Raw genomic sequence first — 17,359 nt, 5'->3', positions numbered from 1 at the left:
CCGGTCAGGCGGCGAAGGAGATGGTTCACGTGACCGCTACGCCCGTGCTGGCGTTGCGAGGGGTCTCCAAGCGATTCGGTGCCGTCCAAGCGCTCACCGACGTAGAGCTTGAGGTCCACTCCGGTGAGGTGGTCGCCCTCGTGGGCGACAACGGCGCCGGGAAATCGACGCTGGTGAAGACCATCGCCGGCGTCCACCCCATCGATGACGGCGTCATCGAGTGGGAGGGCAGGCCCGTCTCGATCAACCGGCCGCACGACGCCCAGAGCCTGGGCATCGCGACCGTCTACCAGGACCTGGCGCTCTGCGACAACATCGACGTCGTCGGCAATCTCTATCTCGGCAGGGAACTCCGCAGCTGGGGCGTCCTCAACGAGGTCGAGATGGAGCGCCGCTCGCGCGAGCTGCTCACCACACTGTCGATCCGGATTCCCAGTGTCCGTATCCCGATCGCCTCGCTCTCCGGCGGTCAGCGCCAGACCGTGGCCATCGCCCGGTCGATGCTCGGCGACCCCAAGCTCGTCATCCTCGACGAGCCGACGGCGGCCCTCGGCGTCGAGCAGACGGCGCAGGTGCTCGACCTCGTCGAGCGGCTGCGCGAGCGCGGTCTCGCCGTGCTGCTCATCAGCCACAACATGGCCGATGTCAAGGCCGTCGCGGACAAGGTGGCGGTGCTCAGGCTGGGCAGCAACAACGGCGTCTTCGACGTCGCGTCCACCTCTCAGGAAGAGATCATCGCCGCCATCACCGGCGCCACGGACAACGCCGTGACCCGCCGCGCGTCGCGCACCGTGGAGGTTCAGAAGTGAGTACGGACAACACCTCCACGTCTCTTGAGAAGACCCCGGGCGAGACCCCGGGAGAGACGATCCCCGCCCAGGTCGACGCCCCCGCCGCGGCGGACGGCGCGGTCACCGCGGTGGACCCCCGACTGCTGGTGCGCGAGCAGGGGTTCGCGGGCTATGTCTCCGAGTTCAAGCGCAAGATACGCGCCGGTGATCTGGGCTCACTCCCGGTCGTCGTCGGGCTGCTCATCATCTGCGTGGTCTTCCAGAGCCTGAACTCCAATTTCCTGTCCGCGGAGAACCTGAGCAACATCTCCGTGGCCATGGTCGGCACCGGCATGATCGCCGTCGGTATCGTCTTCGTCCTGCTGCTCGGTGAGATCGACCTGTCGGTCGGCTCGGTCAGTGGTGTGTCCGGCGCCATCGTCGCCGTACTGAGCGTCACCCACGGCATGAACGAATGGCTGGCCCTGGTGGTCGCCATCCTCAGCGGCGCGGTCATCGGCGCGATCCACGGCTTCTTCTTCGCCCGCGTCGGCGCGCCCGCGTTCGCCGTCACCCTGGCCGGTCTGCTCTTCTGGCTCGGCTTCATGCTCCAGATCCTGGGCGACAACGGCACCATCAACCTGAACTCCGACGGTCTGGTGGCCAAGCTCACCACCTACTACTTCACCGATGTCGCGGCCGCCTACGGTCTCGCCCTCGTCGCGGTCGTGGCGTTCTTCCTGACCTCCTTCCTGGAGAACCGCCGCCGTGAGGCGGCCGGGGTCCCGTCGAGGCCGGTCAGCGAGACCGCGCTGCGCACGGCCGTCCTCGCGGTCGTGGCCTTCGCCGCGGCGTTCATGTTCAACCAGTACAAGGGCCTGCCCCTGGCACCGGTCATCTTCCTGCTGGTCCTGGTGGCGACCGACTTCGTACTGCGGCGCACCACCTACGGCCGCAAGGTCTTCGCGCTCGGCGGCAGTGTCGAGGCGTCCCGCCGCGCGGGTATCAACGTCACGCTGATCCGGGTCTCGGTCTACTCGATCGCCGGTACGTTCGCGGCCATCGGCGGTCTCTTCATCGCCTCCAAGATCGCCGCGGCCAACCAGGGCGCCGGCACCGGCGACCTGCTGATGAACGCGATCGCGGCGGCCGTGATCGGTGGCACCAGCCTCTTCGGTGGCCGGGGCCGCACATGGAACGCGCTGCTCGGTGTCATGGTCATCACCTCGATCCAGTACGGACTGGCGCTGGAGGGCATCGCCACCCCGATCCAGTACATGATCACCGGTGGTGTGCTGCTGGCCACCGTCGTCATCGACTCCGTCACCCGCAAGACCCAGAAGACCGCGGGTCGCGCCTGACCGCGGTCCCGCACGCCGTGCCCGGCACCCTCGCGGTGCCGGGCACGGCCGCGTTCCGGAGGCAGCCGATATGACGTACATACCGTCGATCGGGTGACGTGGGATGTACCGCCCGCCGACCACTCGCGCGAGTGGAACATTAGACTCGCCAGATCGGCATGCTCGACAGCTCATACCCAAGGAGGCACGGGTGGCGTTGCTGACCCGCATCAGGGGACCACGCGATCTGGACCGGCTCGCCCCGGAGCAGCTGAGGCAGCTGGCCGGAGAGATCCGGTCCTTCCTCGTGGAGGCGGTCTCCAAGACCGGCGGCCACCTCGGTCCCAACCTCGGTGTCGTCGAGCTGACCATCGCCCTGCACCGTGTGTACGACTCCCCCAAGGACAAGGTCCTCTTCGACACGGGCCACCAGTCGTACGTCCACAAGCTGCTCACCGGCCGTCAGGACTTCTCCAGGCTCAGGAACAGGAACGGACTCTCCGGCTACCCGTCCCGCGCCGAGTCCGACCACGACATCATCGAGAACTCCCACGCCTCCACCGTGCTCGGCTGGGCCGACGGTCTGGCCAAGGCCAACGAGGTCCTGAAGAAGGACGATCATGTGGTCGCGGTGATCGGTGACGGCGCGCTGACCGGTGGTATGGCCTGGGAGGCGCTGAACAACATCGCCGCCGCCAAGGACCGTCCGCTCGTCATCGTCGTCAACGACAACGAGCGTTCGTACGCGCCGACCATCGGCGGTCTGGCGAACCATCTCGCGACCCTGCGGATCACCGACGGCTATGAACGCTTCCTGGCCCGCGGCAAGGAGATCCTGGACCGCACACCGGTCGTCGGCAGGCCCCTCTACGACACCCTGCACGGCGCCAAGAAGGGCCTGAAGGACTTCATCGCGCCTCAGGGGATGTTCGAGGACCTCGGGCTGAAGTACGTGGGCCCGATCGACGGTCATGACATCGAGGCCCTGGAGTCCGCGCTCCAGCGGGCGAAGCGATTCGGCGGCCCGGTCATCGTGCACTGCATCACCGAGAAGGGCCGCGGCTACAAGCCGGCCGAGCAGGACGAGGCCGACCACTTCCACGGCATCGGCCCCATCCACCCCGACACCGGACTGCCCATCGCCGCCGCCGGCATGGACTGGACCTCCGTGTTCGGCGAGGAGATGGTCAAGCTCGGCCATGAGCGCGAGGACATCGTCGCCATCACGGCCGCCATGCTCCAGCCCGTCGGCCTGGAGAAGTTCGCCAAGGCGTTCCCGGACCGGGTGTACGACGTCGGGATCGCGGAGCAGCACGGCGCGGTCTCCGCCGCGGGCCTGGCCACCGGCGGTGTGCACCCGGTGTTCGCCCTCTACGCGACCTTCCTCAACCGCGCCTTCGACCAGCTGCTGATGGATGTCGCCCTGCACCGCTGCGGTGTGACGTTCGTCCTGGACCGGGCCGGCATCACCGGCACCGACGGTGCCTCGCACAACGGCATGTGGGACATGTCGATGCTCCAGTGCGTGCCGGGGCTGCGGATCGCGGCCCCGCGCGACGCCGACCAGGTCCGCGCTCAGCTGCGCGAGGCCGTGGCGGTGGAGAACGCCCCGACCGTGGTCCGTTACTCCAAGGGCGCGGTCGGCCCGGCGGTCGCCGCCGTCGGAAGGGTCGGCGGGATGGACGTCCTGCGCAGGACCGAGGAGGGTACGGCGGACGTCCTGCTGGTCTCCGTCGGCGCGCTCGCCCCGATGTGCCTGGACATCGCCGACCTTCTCGACAAACAGGGCATCTCGGCCACGGTGGTCGACCCGCGCTGGGTCAAGCCGGTGGACGAGGCACTCGCCCCGCTCGCCGAGCAGCACCGCGTGGTGGTCACCGTCGAGGACAACAGCCGGGTCGGTGGCGTCGGTTCGGCGATCGCCCAGGCGCTGCGTGACGCCGGGGTCGACGTACCACTGCGGGACTTCGGCATTCCGCCGCGTTTCCTCGACCATGCCTCCCGCAAGGAGGTCATGGCCGAGATCGGGCTGACCGCACCGGACATCGCGCGCCAGGTCACCGGTCTGGTCGCGAGGCTGGACGGCCGGCTGGTGGACTCGCCCACCGAGGCCGCCCGCGACTGATCCTCCGTATCGCGCGGTACCGATGGGCCGGTGGGGCCGCCCTGTAAGGGTGGACCAATCGGCTCATCCGTGTGAAATTCGCCCATATCGGGTGCCCGGAATTGGGGCGCCTCCCGATCATGGCCCGATGAACGCGCACACGGAGGTACGCCGGTGAGTACGCAGCAGGACTCGGGGCCAGCCGGAAACGGTCTGTTTCGCACCAAGGATGTCGAACAGTCGATCCGTGACACCGAAGACCCCGAGTTCGCGCTCAGGAAGTCCCTCTCCGCGCTGGATCTGACGGTCTTCGGCGTCGGTGTGATCATCGGTACCGGCATCTTCGTCCTGACCGGTGTGGTGGCCAGACAGACGGCGGGGCCCGCCACCGCCATCGCCTTCGTCGTCGCCGGGATCGTCTGCGCGCTGGCCGGCCTCTGCTACGCCGAGTTCGCCTCGACGGTGCCGGTCGCCGGATCCGCGTACACCTTCTCGTACGCCTCGCTCGGCGAACTGCCCGCCTGGATCATCGGCTGGGATCTCGTCCTGGAACTGGCGCTTGGCTGCGCGGTCGTCGCGGTCGGCTGGTCCGGCTATGTGCGCTCCCTGCTGGGCAACGCAGGGGCGAGTCTGCCGGACTTCCTCTCCGGCACGCAGAACGGGAGGTTCGGCTTCGATCTGCTCGCGTTCCTGCTCGTCCTCGCCCTGACCTGCGTCCTCGTCGTCGGTGTCAAGCTCTCCTCGCGCGTCACCAGCGTCATCGTCGGCGTCAAGGTCACCGTCGTCCTGCTCGTGATCATCGTCGGGGCGTTCTTCGTCAACGGGGCCAACTACCGGCCGTTCATCCCGCCGTCGGAGCCGGCCGCCGGCGGCGGCGGGCTCAGGGCCCCGATCATCCAGCTGATGGCCGGCTACACCCCCACCAACTTCGGGATCCTCGGCATCTTCACCGCCGCGGCCGTCGTGTTCTTCGCCTTCATCGGCTTCGACATCGTCGCGACCGCCGCCGAGGAGACCGTCAACCCGCAGCGCGACGTCCCCCGTGGCATCCTCGGCTCCCTCTTCATCTGCACCGTGCTCTATGTCGCCGTCTCGCTCGTCGTCACCGGAATGCAGCACTACACCGAGCTGACGGTGGTCGCACCGCTCGCCGACGCCTTCAAGTCGGTCGGCCATCCCTTCTGGGCCGGACTGATCAGCTTCGGCGCCGCCGTCGGACTCACCTCGGTCTGCATGATCCTGCTGCTCGGCCAGACCCGGGTGTTCTTCGCGATGAGCCGCGACGGACTGCTGCCGCGTACCTTCTCCCATGTCCACCACCGGTTCGGCACGCCGTACCGCTCCACCGTCCTGCTCGGGGTGATCGTCGCGATCGTCGCCGGCTTCACCTCCATCGAGGAACTGGCCGAACTGGTCAACATCGGAACGCTGTTCGCCTTCGTCGTGGTCGCCGTCGGCGTTGTCATCCTGCGCAGACGGCGCCCCGACCTGCCGCGCTCGTTCCGCACCCCGCTGGTGCCGTATCTGCCGATCGCGTCCGTGCTCGCCTCCTTGTGGCTGATGCTCAACCTGCCCGCCGAGACCTGGCTCCGCTTCGGTGTCTGGATGGCCATCGGCGTCGTCGTGTACGTCGTGTACGGACGCGCGCACAGCCGTCTCGGGCTGTCCCGCTGACGGTCCGTCATCCCGCGCGGAGGCCCGCCACGCGGCCCGGCCCCGTATGTCCTGCTCCGGCACGGACCGCGGCGCCGGTTACTGTGCCGCGCATGGTCGTCGAGCCGCCCGCCCTCCGGTACGTCACGCCCCCGCGACGTTTCGCCCCGCACCCCGTACCGGCCCCCGCCCGGCCGCCGGTGCGCCCCACCGCCGGCTACTGGCGGCGGCTGCTCCCCGTTCTCGCGCTGCTGACGCTCGTCACCCGGCTGCCCTCCTTCCGCCCGCCCCTGTGGAGCCCCGACGAGGGCTATCTCGCCGTCCAGGCACGGATACTGGCCGCCGGGGGAGCGCTGTACGACACCGTCGTCGACCGGAAGCCGCCGCTACTGCCCTGGCTCTACGAATCGGCCTTCGCGCTCTTCGGCGACCAATCCCTGTACGCGATGAAGGCGCTCGCCGTCCTCGCCCAACTGACCACCGCCGCGCTGCTCGCCGCCGTCGCCAGGGAACGCTGGGGCGACCGCGCGGGCCGCACCGCCGGGGTCCTCTACCCGCTGGTCTCCATCGGACTCAACCCCGAGGACACCCAGTCGGCCACCTTCGAGGTCTTCATACTGCCGTTCACCGTCGCGGCGGTATGGTGCGCGGGCCGGGGCCGCTGGGGCGCCGCCGGACTCGCCGTCGCCGGGGCGCTGCTGACCAAACAGACCGGCGGCGCGGTACTCGCCCCGGTCCTGTGGCTGCTCTGGAACACCGCGCGCACCACTGCCGCCCCCCTCTTCCGGGCCGCCCTCGGGCGGCTCGCCGCCGGGCTCGTGCCGCCCGTACTCGCGGTGGCCCTGCTCACCACCCCCTCCGGCTTCCTCTTCTGGGCGGTGACCGGATCGGGCGCGTACGCCACCCTGACCGGCTCCGAACTCCATGTGCTCCTGAGGGCCTTGGCCAACACCTCGCTGCTCTGCCTCGCCTGCGCGGGACTGCTGCCCCCCGTCGTCCGCGCCCTGCGCGTCCGCGGCGGCACCCGCGGACCGGGCGCCGACCTCTGGGTGTGGCTCGCGTCCTCGTCCGCCGCCGTCCTGCTCGGCTTCCACTTCTTCGGCCACTACTTCCTGCAACTCCTGCCACCGCTGGTGCTCCTGGCGACCGCCGCGCTGCGGCTGCTGCCCCGCGACCGGCTCGCCTCCGCGCTGCTCCCCTCTGCCTGCGCCTGCGCGCTGTTCCTCACCTGGGGCGTGCTGGCGCCCCGGCCGGAACTCGCCCACGCCCAGCGCCTCGCGGACGCCGTACGGGCCCGTACAGCGCCCACGGACCGGGTCCTGGTCTGGGGGATACACCCGGAGGTCTACTGGCTCGCCGACCGCGCCCCGGCCAGCCGCTATCTGACGGCCGGTCTGCTGACCAACTACAGCGGCGGCCGGGACGGGCCCCGGGTCGGCGAGAAGTACGCGATGGCGGGCACCTGGCCGGTCCTCGTCGACGAACTGAGCGCGAACCCGCCCGCACTGGTCGTCGACGACTCACGTGGCAAACCCTTCGCCCCCGACCGGCTGCCCACCCTGCGCGGACTGCTCGCCCGGCACTACGAGCCACTGCCGGGGACGGTCGACGGGGCGGTGCTCTACGTACCCGCGCCCGGCGAGCCGCCCGACGGCCTGTCCGGGGGCCCGTCCGGCGGCGCGCCCGTACTCAGGTCCGTCGTCCGGTCCCCGGTCTGGTCCGGGGCCGTGTCAGGGGCCGGAGGCTGACCCTCCGGCGCCCGGCGATCCGGTGCCCGGCGTACGGTCCTGGGCCCGGCGCACTCCGCCCCGTGCGCGGCCACCCGCCGGCGCAGTTCGCGGTCGGCCGTGACGACGACACAGCCCGCGCCGTCCGCCGCCGCCCGCGCGGCCAGCTCCACGATCAGGTCGTCCCCGCCACCGGCCGCCGCCGCCACCCGTACCCCCGGTACGGACTCCACGCCCCGCGCGGCGCCCTCCACGACGAGCACGACCTCAACGGGCCCCGGATGCCCCGCCGCTCCTCGCGCGGCGTACGGCACCAGGGAGTCACGCAGCCGCTCGGTGGCACCCCGCCGGTCACGCCACCACCCGTCGGGAACGGATCCGACCACATTCGCCGCGTCGACGATCAACCGCATCAGCACAGCCGCAGCCTCGCACAGCGCCGGGCCGTACCGCCTTCCGGAGCCCCCGCCGACGCCCCTGAGTACTATCGAGCTCTGGGTTTTCCGCGCTCGGGAAGGTGGCAGTGGGCCATGACACCGCGGTCCGGACGGACGTCCAAGCGATCGGGGGACAGCGCGAGCCAGGCCCCCGACCCTGGCACGAGGCCACTCCGCACGCCGCCCGCGCCCCTCGGGGACGACGCCCTCCCCGCGACCACCGGCTGGCTGCTGCGCGGCAAGGACGGCAGGCTCACGGCGTACGCGCCGACCACCGACGCGGTGCTCCGCTGGACGGAGACCCGCCCCGGCGGCCCCGACTGGTCGGGCCCCGAGCGACTGGCCGCCCGGGGCCTGCTGCCGTATCTGTCGGTCGCGCGCAGCGCCGAGGGCTTCGTCCATCTCGTGGGGGTACGGAAACGCCCGCGCGCCGAAGGACCCGCCGACACCGATCTCGTCCACGCCGTGCAGTACCAGACGGGCCGCCCGCTGCGGGACTGGCAGTCACTGGGCAACCCGCACGGGAAGGACCGTGAGAAAGCCGTGGACATCGGCCTGCCGTCCGCGGTCCTGGACGCCACCGGCTCGGTGCATCTGTTCCTCCGCAACACCAACGGCGGACTCTCGGCCAAGCACCAGTCGCCCACCGGCCGCTGGCAGCCCTGGGGCGGCGCCAACGCCGAGGACACGGCGCTGACCGGTGAGACGGCCGCCGCCGTCACCGACCACGGACTGATCGATGTCCTCGTCCCGGCCGGGGACACCGTGGTCCGCTGGCTGCGCCCGAAACCCGACGCGAAACTGGAGCGCGCCGAGGACGAACCGGACGGCAGGGTCGAACAAGGCACCATCACCGCCTGGCCCACCGGGGGCGGACGGCTCACCCACTTCTGGCGCGACGCGGGCGACGGCACCGTCCACGCCTGGCGCCCCGGGATGAGACCGGCGCGGCTGGGCGGTCCCGGCACCGGCCCACTCGCCCTGCTGCGTACCCCCGTGGACGGCCACGACTGCACGATCCTCGCCCAGCGCGGCGCCGACGGCCGCCCGCACATCGCCGCCTACCCGACGGAGAACGAGGCGGCGGGCCTCCACTGGACCCCGACCGGCGAGCGTTGCTCCGGCGCGCCCGCGCTGGCGCTGGACGGCCGGGGGCGGGTGATCCTCGCGGTGATCGGTGAGGACGGCGCCCTGCGGACGGCCCGTCAGAAGGCGGAGCCGGGCCTGGCGCTGGAGGCGTGGACCCGGAACTGAGCGCCGTACGGAAACCACGTCGTACGGAAGCCATGTCGTACGGGCGCGCGTGGCGGGCACAACGGACCGGGCCGGTACGGAAGTCCCCTTCCGTACCGGCCCGGTGGCCGTCCACCCGTGAACGCTACGCCGGGACGCTCGCCACACCCGGCGCCAGGAACCGCTTGCCGTTCACCCGCTCCGAGACGCCCTCCCTGTCCAGGTACGGGGTGATGCCGCCCAGATGGAAGGGCCAGCCCGCGCCCGTGAGCAGACAGAGGTCGATGTCCTGGGCCTCGGCCACGACACCCTCGGCCAGCATCAGACCGATCTCCTGGGCCACCGCGTCCAGCACCCGCTCGCGCGTCCGCTCCTCGGTGAGGACGATGTCGCCCTGCTGGAGAAGCGCGGCCACCTCCGGGTCCAGCTCCGGCTTTGCCGCACCGTCGGTGGCATGGACGTAGAAGCCGCGCTTGCCCGCCTCGACGACCGCCGCGAGGTTCGCGGAGACCTTGAAGCGGTCAGGGAACGCGCCGTGCAGGGTCTGCGAGACATGCAGACCGATGGCGGGCCCGACCAGTTCGAGCAGCACCAGCGGGGACATCGGCAGCCCCAGCGGCTCGACCGCGCGCTCCGCCACCGCGACCGGAGTGCCCTCGTCGATGACGTTCTGGATCTCGCCCATGAAGCGGGTGAGGATGCGGTTGACGACGAACGCCGGGGCGTCCTTCACCAGTACCGCGCTCTTCTTGAGCTTCTTCGCCACCCCGAACGCCGTCGCCAGCGCGGCGTCGTCGGTCCGCTCCCCGCGCACGATCTCCAGCAGCGGAAGGATCGCGACCGGGTTGAAGAAGTGGAAGCCCACGACCCGCTCGGGGTTCTTCAGTTTCGAGGCCATCTCGGAGACGGACAGCGACGAGGTGTTGGTGGCGAGGATCGCGTGCGCCGGGGCGACCGCCTCGACCTCCGCGAACACCTTCTGCTTGACGCCCATCTCCTCGAAGACGGCCTCGATGATGAAGTCCGCGTCCGAGAAGCCCTCGGCCTTGTCCAGCACACCCGAGACGAGGCCCTTGAGACGGTTGGCCTTGTCCTGGTTGATACGGGACTTCAGCAGCAGCTTGTCGATCTCGCCGTGGACATACCCGACGCCCTTGTCGACCCGCTCCTGGTCGATGTCCGTGAGAACGACCGGGACTTCGAGCCGGCGCAGGAAGAGCAGCGCCAACTGCGAGGCCATCAGACCCGCGCCGACGACGCCGACCTTGGTGACCGGGCGCGCCAGCGCCTTGTCGGGGGCCCCGGCCGGCCGCTTGGCGCGCCGCTGCACCAGGTTGAACGCGTAGATACCGGCGCGCAGTTCGCCGCCCATGATCAGATCCGCGAGGGCCTGGTCCTCGGCGTCGAAGCCGGCCTGGAGGTCGCCGTCCTTGGCGGCGGCGATGATGTCCAGCGCGCGATAGGCCGCCGGGGCGGCGCCGTGCACCTTGGAGTCGGCGATCTGCCTGCCGCGCTCCACCGCGCGGTCCCAGGCCTCGCCGCGGTCCACCTCGGCGCGCTCGACGGTCAGTTCGCCCTTCAGCACCGACGCGGTCCAGCTCAGCGACCGCTCCAGGAAGTCGGCGCCCTCGAAGATCGCGTCTGCGATGCCCAGTTCACGCACCTGGGCGCCCTTGAGCTGCTTGTTCTGGTTGAGCGAGTTCTCGATGACGACCGAGACCGCGCGGTCCGCGCCGATCAGGTTCGGCAGCAGCGTGCAGCCGCCCCAGCCAGGGACGAGGCCGAGGAAGACCTCGGGCAGCGAGAACGCGGGCAGCGCGGCCGAGACGGTGCGGTACTGACAGTGCAGCCCGACCTCGACACCGCCGCCCATCGCCGCGCCGTTGTAGTACGCGAACGTCGGCACGGCCAGCGTGGCGAGCCGCTTGAAGACCTCGTGACCGCCCTTGCCGATCGCGAGCGCGTCCTCGTGGCGCGTCAGCAGCTCCACACCCTTGAGGTCGGCGCCGACCGCGAAGATGAACGGCTTGCCGGTGATCCCGACGCCGACGACCGTACCGTCGGTCGCTTCCTTGTCGACCTGGTCGATCGCGGCGCTGAGGTTCGCCAGCGACTGCGGTCCGAAGGTGGTCGGCTTGGTGTGGTCCAGGCCGTTGTCCAGCGTGATGAGCGCGAAGCGCCCGGCACCCGCGGGGAGATCGAGATGGCGTACGTGCGCCTGTGTGACGACCTCGCCGGGGAACAGTTCGGCCGCGCCCTTCAGGAGTTCGGCGGTGCTGGTGCTCACTTGGTGCCTCCGTCGAAGTGCGGGTTCTCCCAGATGACCGACGCGCCCATGCCGAAGCCGACGCACATGGTGGTCAGCCCGTAGCGGACGTGCGGGTGCGACTCGAACTGCCGCGCGAGCTGGGTCATCAGCCGGACACCGGAGGAGGCCAGCGGGTGGCCGAACGCGATGGCGCCGCCGTACTGGTTGACACGCTCGTCGTCGTCCGCGATGCCGTAGTGGTCCAGGAAGGCCAGCACCTGTACGGCGAAGGCCTCGTTGATCTCGAACAGACCGATGTCGGAGATCGACAGCCCCGCCTTGGCGAGCGCCTTCTGGGTCGAGGGGATCGGGCCGTACCCCATGACCTCCGGCTCGACGCCCGCGAACGCGTACGAGACCAGCCGCATCCTGACCGGCAGGCCCTGCTCGCGCGCGAAGTCCTCGGCGGCGATCAGCGAGGCGGTCGCTCCGTCGTTGAGCCCCGCCGCGTTGCCCGCGGTGACTCGGCCGTGCGGCCGGAACGGGGTCTTCAGCCCGGCCAGCGTCTCCAGCGTCGTCCCCGGGCGCATCGGCTCGTCGGCGGTGGCGAGCCCCCAGCCGGTCTCGCCCGTCTCGGGGTTGGTGCGGCGGATGGAGATCGGCACCAGGTCCTGCTGGATCGTGCCGTTGGCGTACGCCTTGGCGGCCTTCTCCTGCGAGCGCACCGCGTACTCGTCGGCGCGTGCCTTCGTCAGATGTGGGAAGCGGTCGTGCAGATTCTCGGCGGTCATCCCCATGAAGAGCGCGGAGTCGTCCACGAGCTTCTCGGAGACGAAGCGCGGGTTCGGGTCGACGCCCTCGCCCATGGGATGGCGGCCCATGTGCTCGACGCCGCCGGCCACGACGATGTCGTACGCGCCGAACGCGATGGAGCCCGCGGTGCTGGTCACCGCGGTCAGCGCGCCCGCGCACATCCGGTCGATCGAGTAGCCGGGCACGGACTGCGGCAGCCCGGCGAGGATCCCCGCGGTACGGCCGAGTGTGAGGCCCTGGTCACCGATCTGGGTGGTGGCCGCGATGGCGACCTCGTCGATCCGGGCCGGGTCGAGGTCCGGGTTGCGGCGCAGCAGCTCCCGGATCGCCTTCACGACGAGATCGTCGGCACGGGTCTCGTGGTACATGCCCTTCGGGCCCGCCTTGCCGAACGGGGTACGGACGCCGTCGACGAAGACGACATCCCTGACGGTACGAGGCACGATGGCTCTCCTCCAGGGTGCGGGGTGGCACTGCGGGGCGCGCTGAGGCGCGCTACCGCATCTATGCTACTTGCGGGTAACCATGCTGCCCAGCCCGGGCTGAAGTTTTTAGGGCTCGGTTCGCCTCCGGGGCGCTTTCCGCCGACGTCGACAGTCGACCGTGCTCGATTCGCTCGTTCCTCACGAACCTCCGCGCGCTCTCCCTTTCGACGTCGACGCGCCCCTTCGGCTCACTCGCCGGCCGACCGCCCCCGGCCCCCGCCGGAAGGCGAGGCGCAGCGTCAGTACGGCACGGCCGCCGGTCAGTCGGACACCGTCAGCGCGCGCGTCAGCAGCGGCGCCACCTGCTCGACCTGCCAGGCGCGCGCCCCATGGCCCGCGAGCGCGTCCGCCACCTTCGCCACCGTCGGCTCGTGCGGCGGCTCCCAGCAGACCCGGCGCACCGTGTCCGGCGTGATCAGGTTCTCCTGCGGCATGTTCAGCCGCTCGGCCAGCTCCGAGACCGCCGCGCGCGCGGCCGACAGCCGGGCCGCCGCCTCCGGGTCCTTGTCCGCCCAGGAGCGCGGCGGCGGTGGCCCCGCCACCTGCTGCCCCGGCTGGGGCAGCTCCACGTCGGGCAGCGCCCTCGCCCGGTCGACCGCCGTCTGCCACTGCTCCAGCTGGCGGCGTCCCATCCGGTGGCCGAAGCCGGTCAGCGCGGTCAGCGCGTGCACGTTCACCGGCAGCGCCAGCGCCGCCTCGATGATCGCGGCATCGCTCAGCACCTTGCCGGGGGAGACGTCACGCCGCTGCGCGACCCGGTCGCGGGTGGTCCACAGCTCCCGTACGACCGCCATCTGACGGCGGCGGCGCACCTTGTGCATCCCCGACGTACGGCGCCACGGGTCCTTGCGCGGGGGCGGCGGCGGGGCCGTGGCGATCGCGTCGAACTCCTGGTGCGCCCAGTCCAGCTTGGACTGGCGGTCCAGCTCCTTCTCCAGCGCGTCCCGGAGATCGACGAGCAGCTCCACATCGAGCGCGGCGTAGCGCAGCCACGGCTCGGGGAGCGGACGGGTCGACCAGTCGACGGCGGAGTGGCCCTTCTCCAGGGCGTAGCCGAGGACGTTCTCGACCATCGCGCCGAGGCCGACCCGGGGAAAGCCCGCCAGCCGGCCTGCCAGTTCCGTGTCGAACAGCCGGGTGGGCGTCATGCCTATTTCGCGCAGACAGGGAAGATCCTGAGTCGCCGCGTGCAGGATCCACTCGGTCCCGGCGAGCGCCTCGCCGAGACCGGAGAGATCGGGGCAGCCGACGGGGTCGATCAGCGCCGTGCCCGCGCCCTCGCGGCGCAGCTGGACGAGATAGGCGCGCTGGCCGTAGCGGTAACCCGACGCCCGCTCGGCGTCGACGGCCACGGGGCCGGTGCCCGCGGCGAAGGCCGCGATCACCTCGGCGAGCGCCTTGTCGGTGGCGACTACCGGCGGAATGCCCTCGCGGGGCTCCAGCAAGGGGATCGGCGCCGTTTCGACGTCGTCCGGGGGCAGCGACATGAGCGGCTGCCGCTCCTGGCCCCCGGTGGTTCGCAGTGCTGGCTCTGCTGCGGTCTCTTGGGCGTCGGTCACCTGTCAAGGGTATCCGTGAACGGAAGGCGCCCGTCGACGGAACGTTCCGTCGACGGGCGGTGGGGGCGAGAAGTGGTCAGTGGATGATTCCGGTACGGAGGGCCACGGCGACCATCCCCGCCCGGTCGCCCGTGCCGAGCTTGCGCGCGATCCGGGCGAGATGGCTCTTGACGGTGAGTGCGGACAGGCCCATCGAGACACCGATGGCCTTGTTGGACTGTCCTTCGGCGACCAGCCGGAGCACCTCGACCTCACGGCCGGAGAGCTCGCGGTAACCGCCCGGGTGGCTCGGGGCCCCCGGAGGACGGCGGTGCATCCGCTGGCCGGCGCCGATGGGGGCGGCGCCGGGACGGCCCGGGTGGCCGATGTTCGTACGGGTGCCGGTGACGACATAGCCCTTGACACCGCCCGCGAGGGCATTGCGCACCGCGCCGATGTCATCGGCGGCGGAGAGGGCGAGGCCGTTGGGCCAGCCGGCGGCTCGGGTCTCGGACAGCAGGGTCAGCCCGGAACCGTCGGGCAGATGGACGTCGGCAACGCAGATGTCGCGCGGGTTGCCGACGCGGGGGCGGGCCTCCGCGATGGACGACGCCTCGATGACGTCACGTACTCCAAGGGCCCACAAGTGGCGGGTGACGGTGGAGCGGACGCGTGGGTCGGCCACGACGACCATGGCCGTCGGCTTGTTCGGGCGGTAGGCGACCAGGCTTGCGGGCTGCTCTAGGAGAACGGACACCAGGCCTCCTGGGAAGGTGCGGGACGGGGCCGGCTCTGGGGATGAAGCCGGGGCGATCCGTGCTTGAAGGGTCATTGACCTCTTCGGCAGCAATCCCGCCCGCCTTTAGAGAAAGATCACGATTTGGTGAGTAACAATTCGGGCAATTCGGACGAGTGATCGATCATTCCCTGTTGTGCCCCCACGACTGGACCCGACGACTGGATCCCACGGCCGGACGCCATGGCCGGACGCGACGGCCGGCCCCACCCGAGGCGGCGTGGTGCGGGCGGTCAGGACACCTGCGGCCCGCGCCGCTGGGGCAGTGACACCACACCCGCGCCGGCGCCCGGGTCCGTCCCGCCGGCGACCGGTCCCGTCGTGGCCGGTGGCAGCCCCGCGATCTGGCAGAGCAGATCGCACCAGGCCGCCAGATGTGCCGCCGCGTCGGGCACCCCGCCCCGGCCCTCGCGCGGAGTCCAGGACGCGCGGATCTCGATCTGGGTGGCCGGTCTGCGCTCGGCGAGACCGCCGAAGTAGTGCGACCCGGCGCGCGTGACGGTGCCGCTGGCCTCCCCGTACGACAGTCCGCGCGCCTCCAGCGCACCGGTCAGCCAGGACCAGCACACCTCGGGCAGCAGCGGGTCCGCCGCCATCTCCGGCTCCAGCTCCGCCCGTACGAGCGTCACCAGCCGGAAGGCGCCCTGCCAGGCGTCATGTCCGGCCGGGTCGTGGAGCAGGATGAGCCGGCCGTCCGCCAGATCGTCGTCACCGTCGACGACCGCCGCTTCCAGGGCGTACGCGTACGGTGCCAGCCGCTTGGGCGGCGGGGTCGGGTCGACCTCGATCTCGGGACGCGGCCGTGCCGTTCGCAGTGCTTCGACCGCCGAACGGAACGTGGCCGGACCGGAATCCCCCTCCGCGCCCCCCGTTCCCTCGGTGCCGTTGGAATGATCGGAAAACTGTCCCTGAGCCGCAGCCATGCGGGGAAGAGTAGGCGGAACGCGCGTCTCGCGCAGGGAAGGACACCCGGCCCGGGGCAGCGGCTTCCCCGTACATGCGAAGATTCTGGTCGTGAGCGCCATTGACCGCCCCTCGGGCCAGCAGACGAAGCCGTACGAATCGCCCTTTATGAAGGCGTGCAGGCGTGAACCGGTGCCCCACACACCGGTCTGGTTCATGCGACAGGCGGGGCGCTCGCTGCCGGAGTATCTGAAGGTGCGTGAGGGGATTCCCATGCTGGAATCCTGCATGCGGCCCGAACTGGTCACCGAGATCACCCTCCAGCCGGTACGGCGCCACAAGGTCGACGCCGCGATCTACTTCAGCGACATCGTCGTCCCCCTCAAGGCCATCGGCCTCGACCTCGACATCAAGCCCGGGGTCGGCCCCGTCGTCGCCGAGCCGATCCGGACCCGCGCCGATCTCGCCCGGCTGCGCGACCTCACCCCGGACGACGTCTCGTATGTGACCGAAGCGATCGGCATGCTCACGGGCGAGCTGGGCGCCACCCCGCTCATCGGCTTCGCCGGCGCGCCGTTCACGCTCGCCAGCTATCTCGTGGAGGGCGGCCCGTCCCGAAACCACGAGCACACCAAGGCGATGATGTACGGCGACCCGGAGCTGTGGGCCGATCTGCTTGACCGGCTCGCGGACATCACCTCCGCCTTCCTCAAGGTGCAGATCGAGGCGGGCGCGAGCGCCGTACAGCTCTTCGACTCATGGGTGGGCGCCCTGGCACCGGTCGACTACCGCCATTCCGTCCTGCCCGCCTCGGCGAAGGTCTTCGAGGCCATCGCGCCGTACGACGTCCCGCGCATCCACTTCGGGGTCGGTACGGGCGAACTGCTCGGTCTGCTGGGCGAGGCGGGCGCGGATGTCGTCGGCGTCGACTGGCGGGTCCCGCTGGACGAGGCCGCCCGCCGGGTCGGTCCCGGCAAGGCGCTCCAGGGCAACCTCGACCCGGCGGTGCTCTTCGCCCCGACGGCGGCGGTGGAGACCAAGACCCGCGAGGTACTGGACGCGGCGGCCGGTCTGGAGGGCCATGTCTTCAATCTGGGCCATGGGGTGCTGCCGACCATGGACCCGGACGCCCTGACCCGGCTCGTGGAGTACGTACACACCCAGACCGCCCGCTAGTCTTCTGAGTCTGGAATTCTGTTCAGATGTGTAGGGTTGTGGGGTGGCGCGTACTGGGCGGCCGAAGGCCGAGTTGATCCTGTCGGACGAGGAACGGGCTGCGCTGGAGGGATGGGTGCGGCGGCGTTCCACCCCG

Annotated in this window: 12 protein-coding genes and 1 pseudogene; 7 read left to right on the top strand and 6 right to left on the bottom strand. The window is 70.8% G+C overall.

What is annotated here, in order from left to right:
• Nucleotides 1–20 precede the first annotated feature (20 nt).
• The 5 genes from ABTZ59_RS04340 (at nt 21) to ABTZ59_RS04320 (ending at nt 7,615) form a co-directional block, all read left to right on the top strand.
• Complete coding sequence (locus tag ABTZ59_RS04340) at nt 21–809, top strand: ATP-binding cassette domain-containing protein (RefSeq protein WP_351390314.1); 789 nt, start codon at nt 21–23, stop codon at nt 807–809.
• On the top strand, nt 806–2,131 hold the full coding sequence (locus ABTZ59_RS04335) for a sugar ABC transporter permease (RefSeq protein WP_503002013.1): 1,326 nt from the start codon (nt 806–808) through the stop codon (nt 2,129–2,131). Before ABTZ59_RS04340 ends, ABTZ59_RS04335 begins: the two co-directional genes overlap by 4 nt.
• A 190-nt stretch (nt 2,132–2,321) precedes the next feature.
• On the top strand, nt 2,322–4,235 hold the full coding sequence (dxs, locus tag ABTZ59_RS04330) for a 1-deoxy-D-xylulose-5-phosphate synthase (RefSeq protein ID WP_351390309.1): 1,914 nt from the start codon (nt 2,322–2,324) through the stop codon (nt 4,233–4,235).
• A 153-nt stretch (nt 4,236–4,388) separates the two neighbouring features.
• Complete coding sequence (locus ABTZ59_RS04325) at nt 4,389–5,888, top strand: amino acid permease (RefSeq protein WP_351390304.1); 1,500 nt, start codon at nt 4,389–4,391, stop codon at nt 5,886–5,888.
• A 92-nt stretch (nt 5,889–5,980) separates the two neighbouring features.
• Nucleotides 5,981–7,615 carry a glycosyltransferase family 39 protein gene (locus ABTZ59_RS04320; RefSeq protein ID WP_351390301.1) on the top strand — a complete coding sequence of 545 codons (1,635 nt, stop codon included), beginning with the start codon at nt 5,981–5,983 and terminating at the stop codon, nt 7,613–7,615.
• 20 nt (nt 7,616–7,635) lie between these two features.
• Here the strand turns inward: ABTZ59_RS04320 and ABTZ59_RS04315 are convergent.
• A pseudogene (locus ABTZ59_RS04315) lies at nt 7,636–8,007 on the bottom strand (PIN domain-containing protein); the annotation flags it as partial.
• Between the two features lie 117 nt (nt 8,008–8,124).
• On the opposite strand from ABTZ59_RS04315, the gene ABTZ59_RS04310 reads away from it, so the two are divergent.
• The gene (locus tag ABTZ59_RS04310; protein ID WP_351390298.1) at nt 8,125–9,285 is read left to right on the top strand and encodes a PLL family lectin; all 1,161 of its coding nucleotides are present in this window, start codon (nt 8,125–8,127) and stop codon (nt 9,283–9,285) included.
• A 124-nt stretch (nt 9,286–9,409) separates the two neighbouring features.
• Here the strand turns inward: ABTZ59_RS04310 and ABTZ59_RS04305 are convergent, their stop codons facing one another.
• The 5 genes from ABTZ59_RS04305 to ABTZ59_RS04285 form a co-directional block, all read right to left on the bottom strand.
• On the bottom strand, nt 9,410–11,551 hold the full coding sequence (locus tag ABTZ59_RS04305; RefSeq protein WP_351390295.1) for a 3-hydroxyacyl-CoA dehydrogenase NAD-binding domain-containing protein: 2,142 nt from the start codon (nt 11,549–11,551) through the stop codon (nt 9,410–9,412).
• Nucleotides 11,548–12,768: a thiolase family protein gene (locus ABTZ59_RS04300; protein ID WP_351390292.1), complete on the bottom strand. Its 1,221-nt coding sequence runs from the start codon at nt 12,766–12,768 to the stop codon at nt 11,548–11,550. The genes ABTZ59_RS04305 and ABTZ59_RS04300 overlap by 4 nt, the downstream gene beginning before the upstream one ends.
• Before the next feature lie 302 nt (nt 12,769–13,070).
• On the bottom strand, nt 13,071–14,369 hold the full coding sequence (locus ABTZ59_RS04295; protein ID WP_351390289.1) for an HRDC domain-containing protein: 1,299 nt from the start codon (nt 14,367–14,369) through the stop codon (nt 13,071–13,073).
• 76 nt (nt 14,370–14,445) lie between these two features.
• Complete coding sequence (locus ABTZ59_RS04290; RefSeq protein WP_030350743.1) at nt 14,446–15,105, bottom strand: helix-turn-helix transcriptional regulator; 660 nt, start codon at nt 15,103–15,105, stop codon at nt 14,446–14,448.
• Nucleotides 15,106–15,377: 272 nt separating this feature from the next.
• A complete protein-coding gene (locus tag ABTZ59_RS04285; RefSeq protein WP_351390282.1) occupies nt 15,378–16,067 on the bottom strand; it encodes a DUF3000 domain-containing protein in 690 nt (229 codons plus the stop codon).
• A 91-nt stretch (nt 16,068–16,158) separates the two neighbouring features.
• On the opposite strand from ABTZ59_RS04285, the gene hemE reads away from it, so the two are divergent.
• Entirely contained in the window at nt 16,159–17,223 is a 1,065-nt protein-coding gene (gene hemE, locus ABTZ59_RS04280) for a uroporphyrinogen decarboxylase (RefSeq protein ID WP_503002007.1), read from the top strand.
• The last annotated feature ends 136 nt before the right edge of the window (nt 17,224–17,359 follow it).

The sequence above is a fragment of the Streptomyces sp. NPDC094034 genome (assembly GCF_040303865.1).
Lineage (GTDB): Bacteria > Actinomycetota > Actinomycetes > Streptomycetales > Streptomycetaceae > Streptomyces.
The sequence above is the reverse complement of the archived record's forward strand: the minus strand, read 5'-3'. Positions and strand labels throughout refer to the sequence as shown.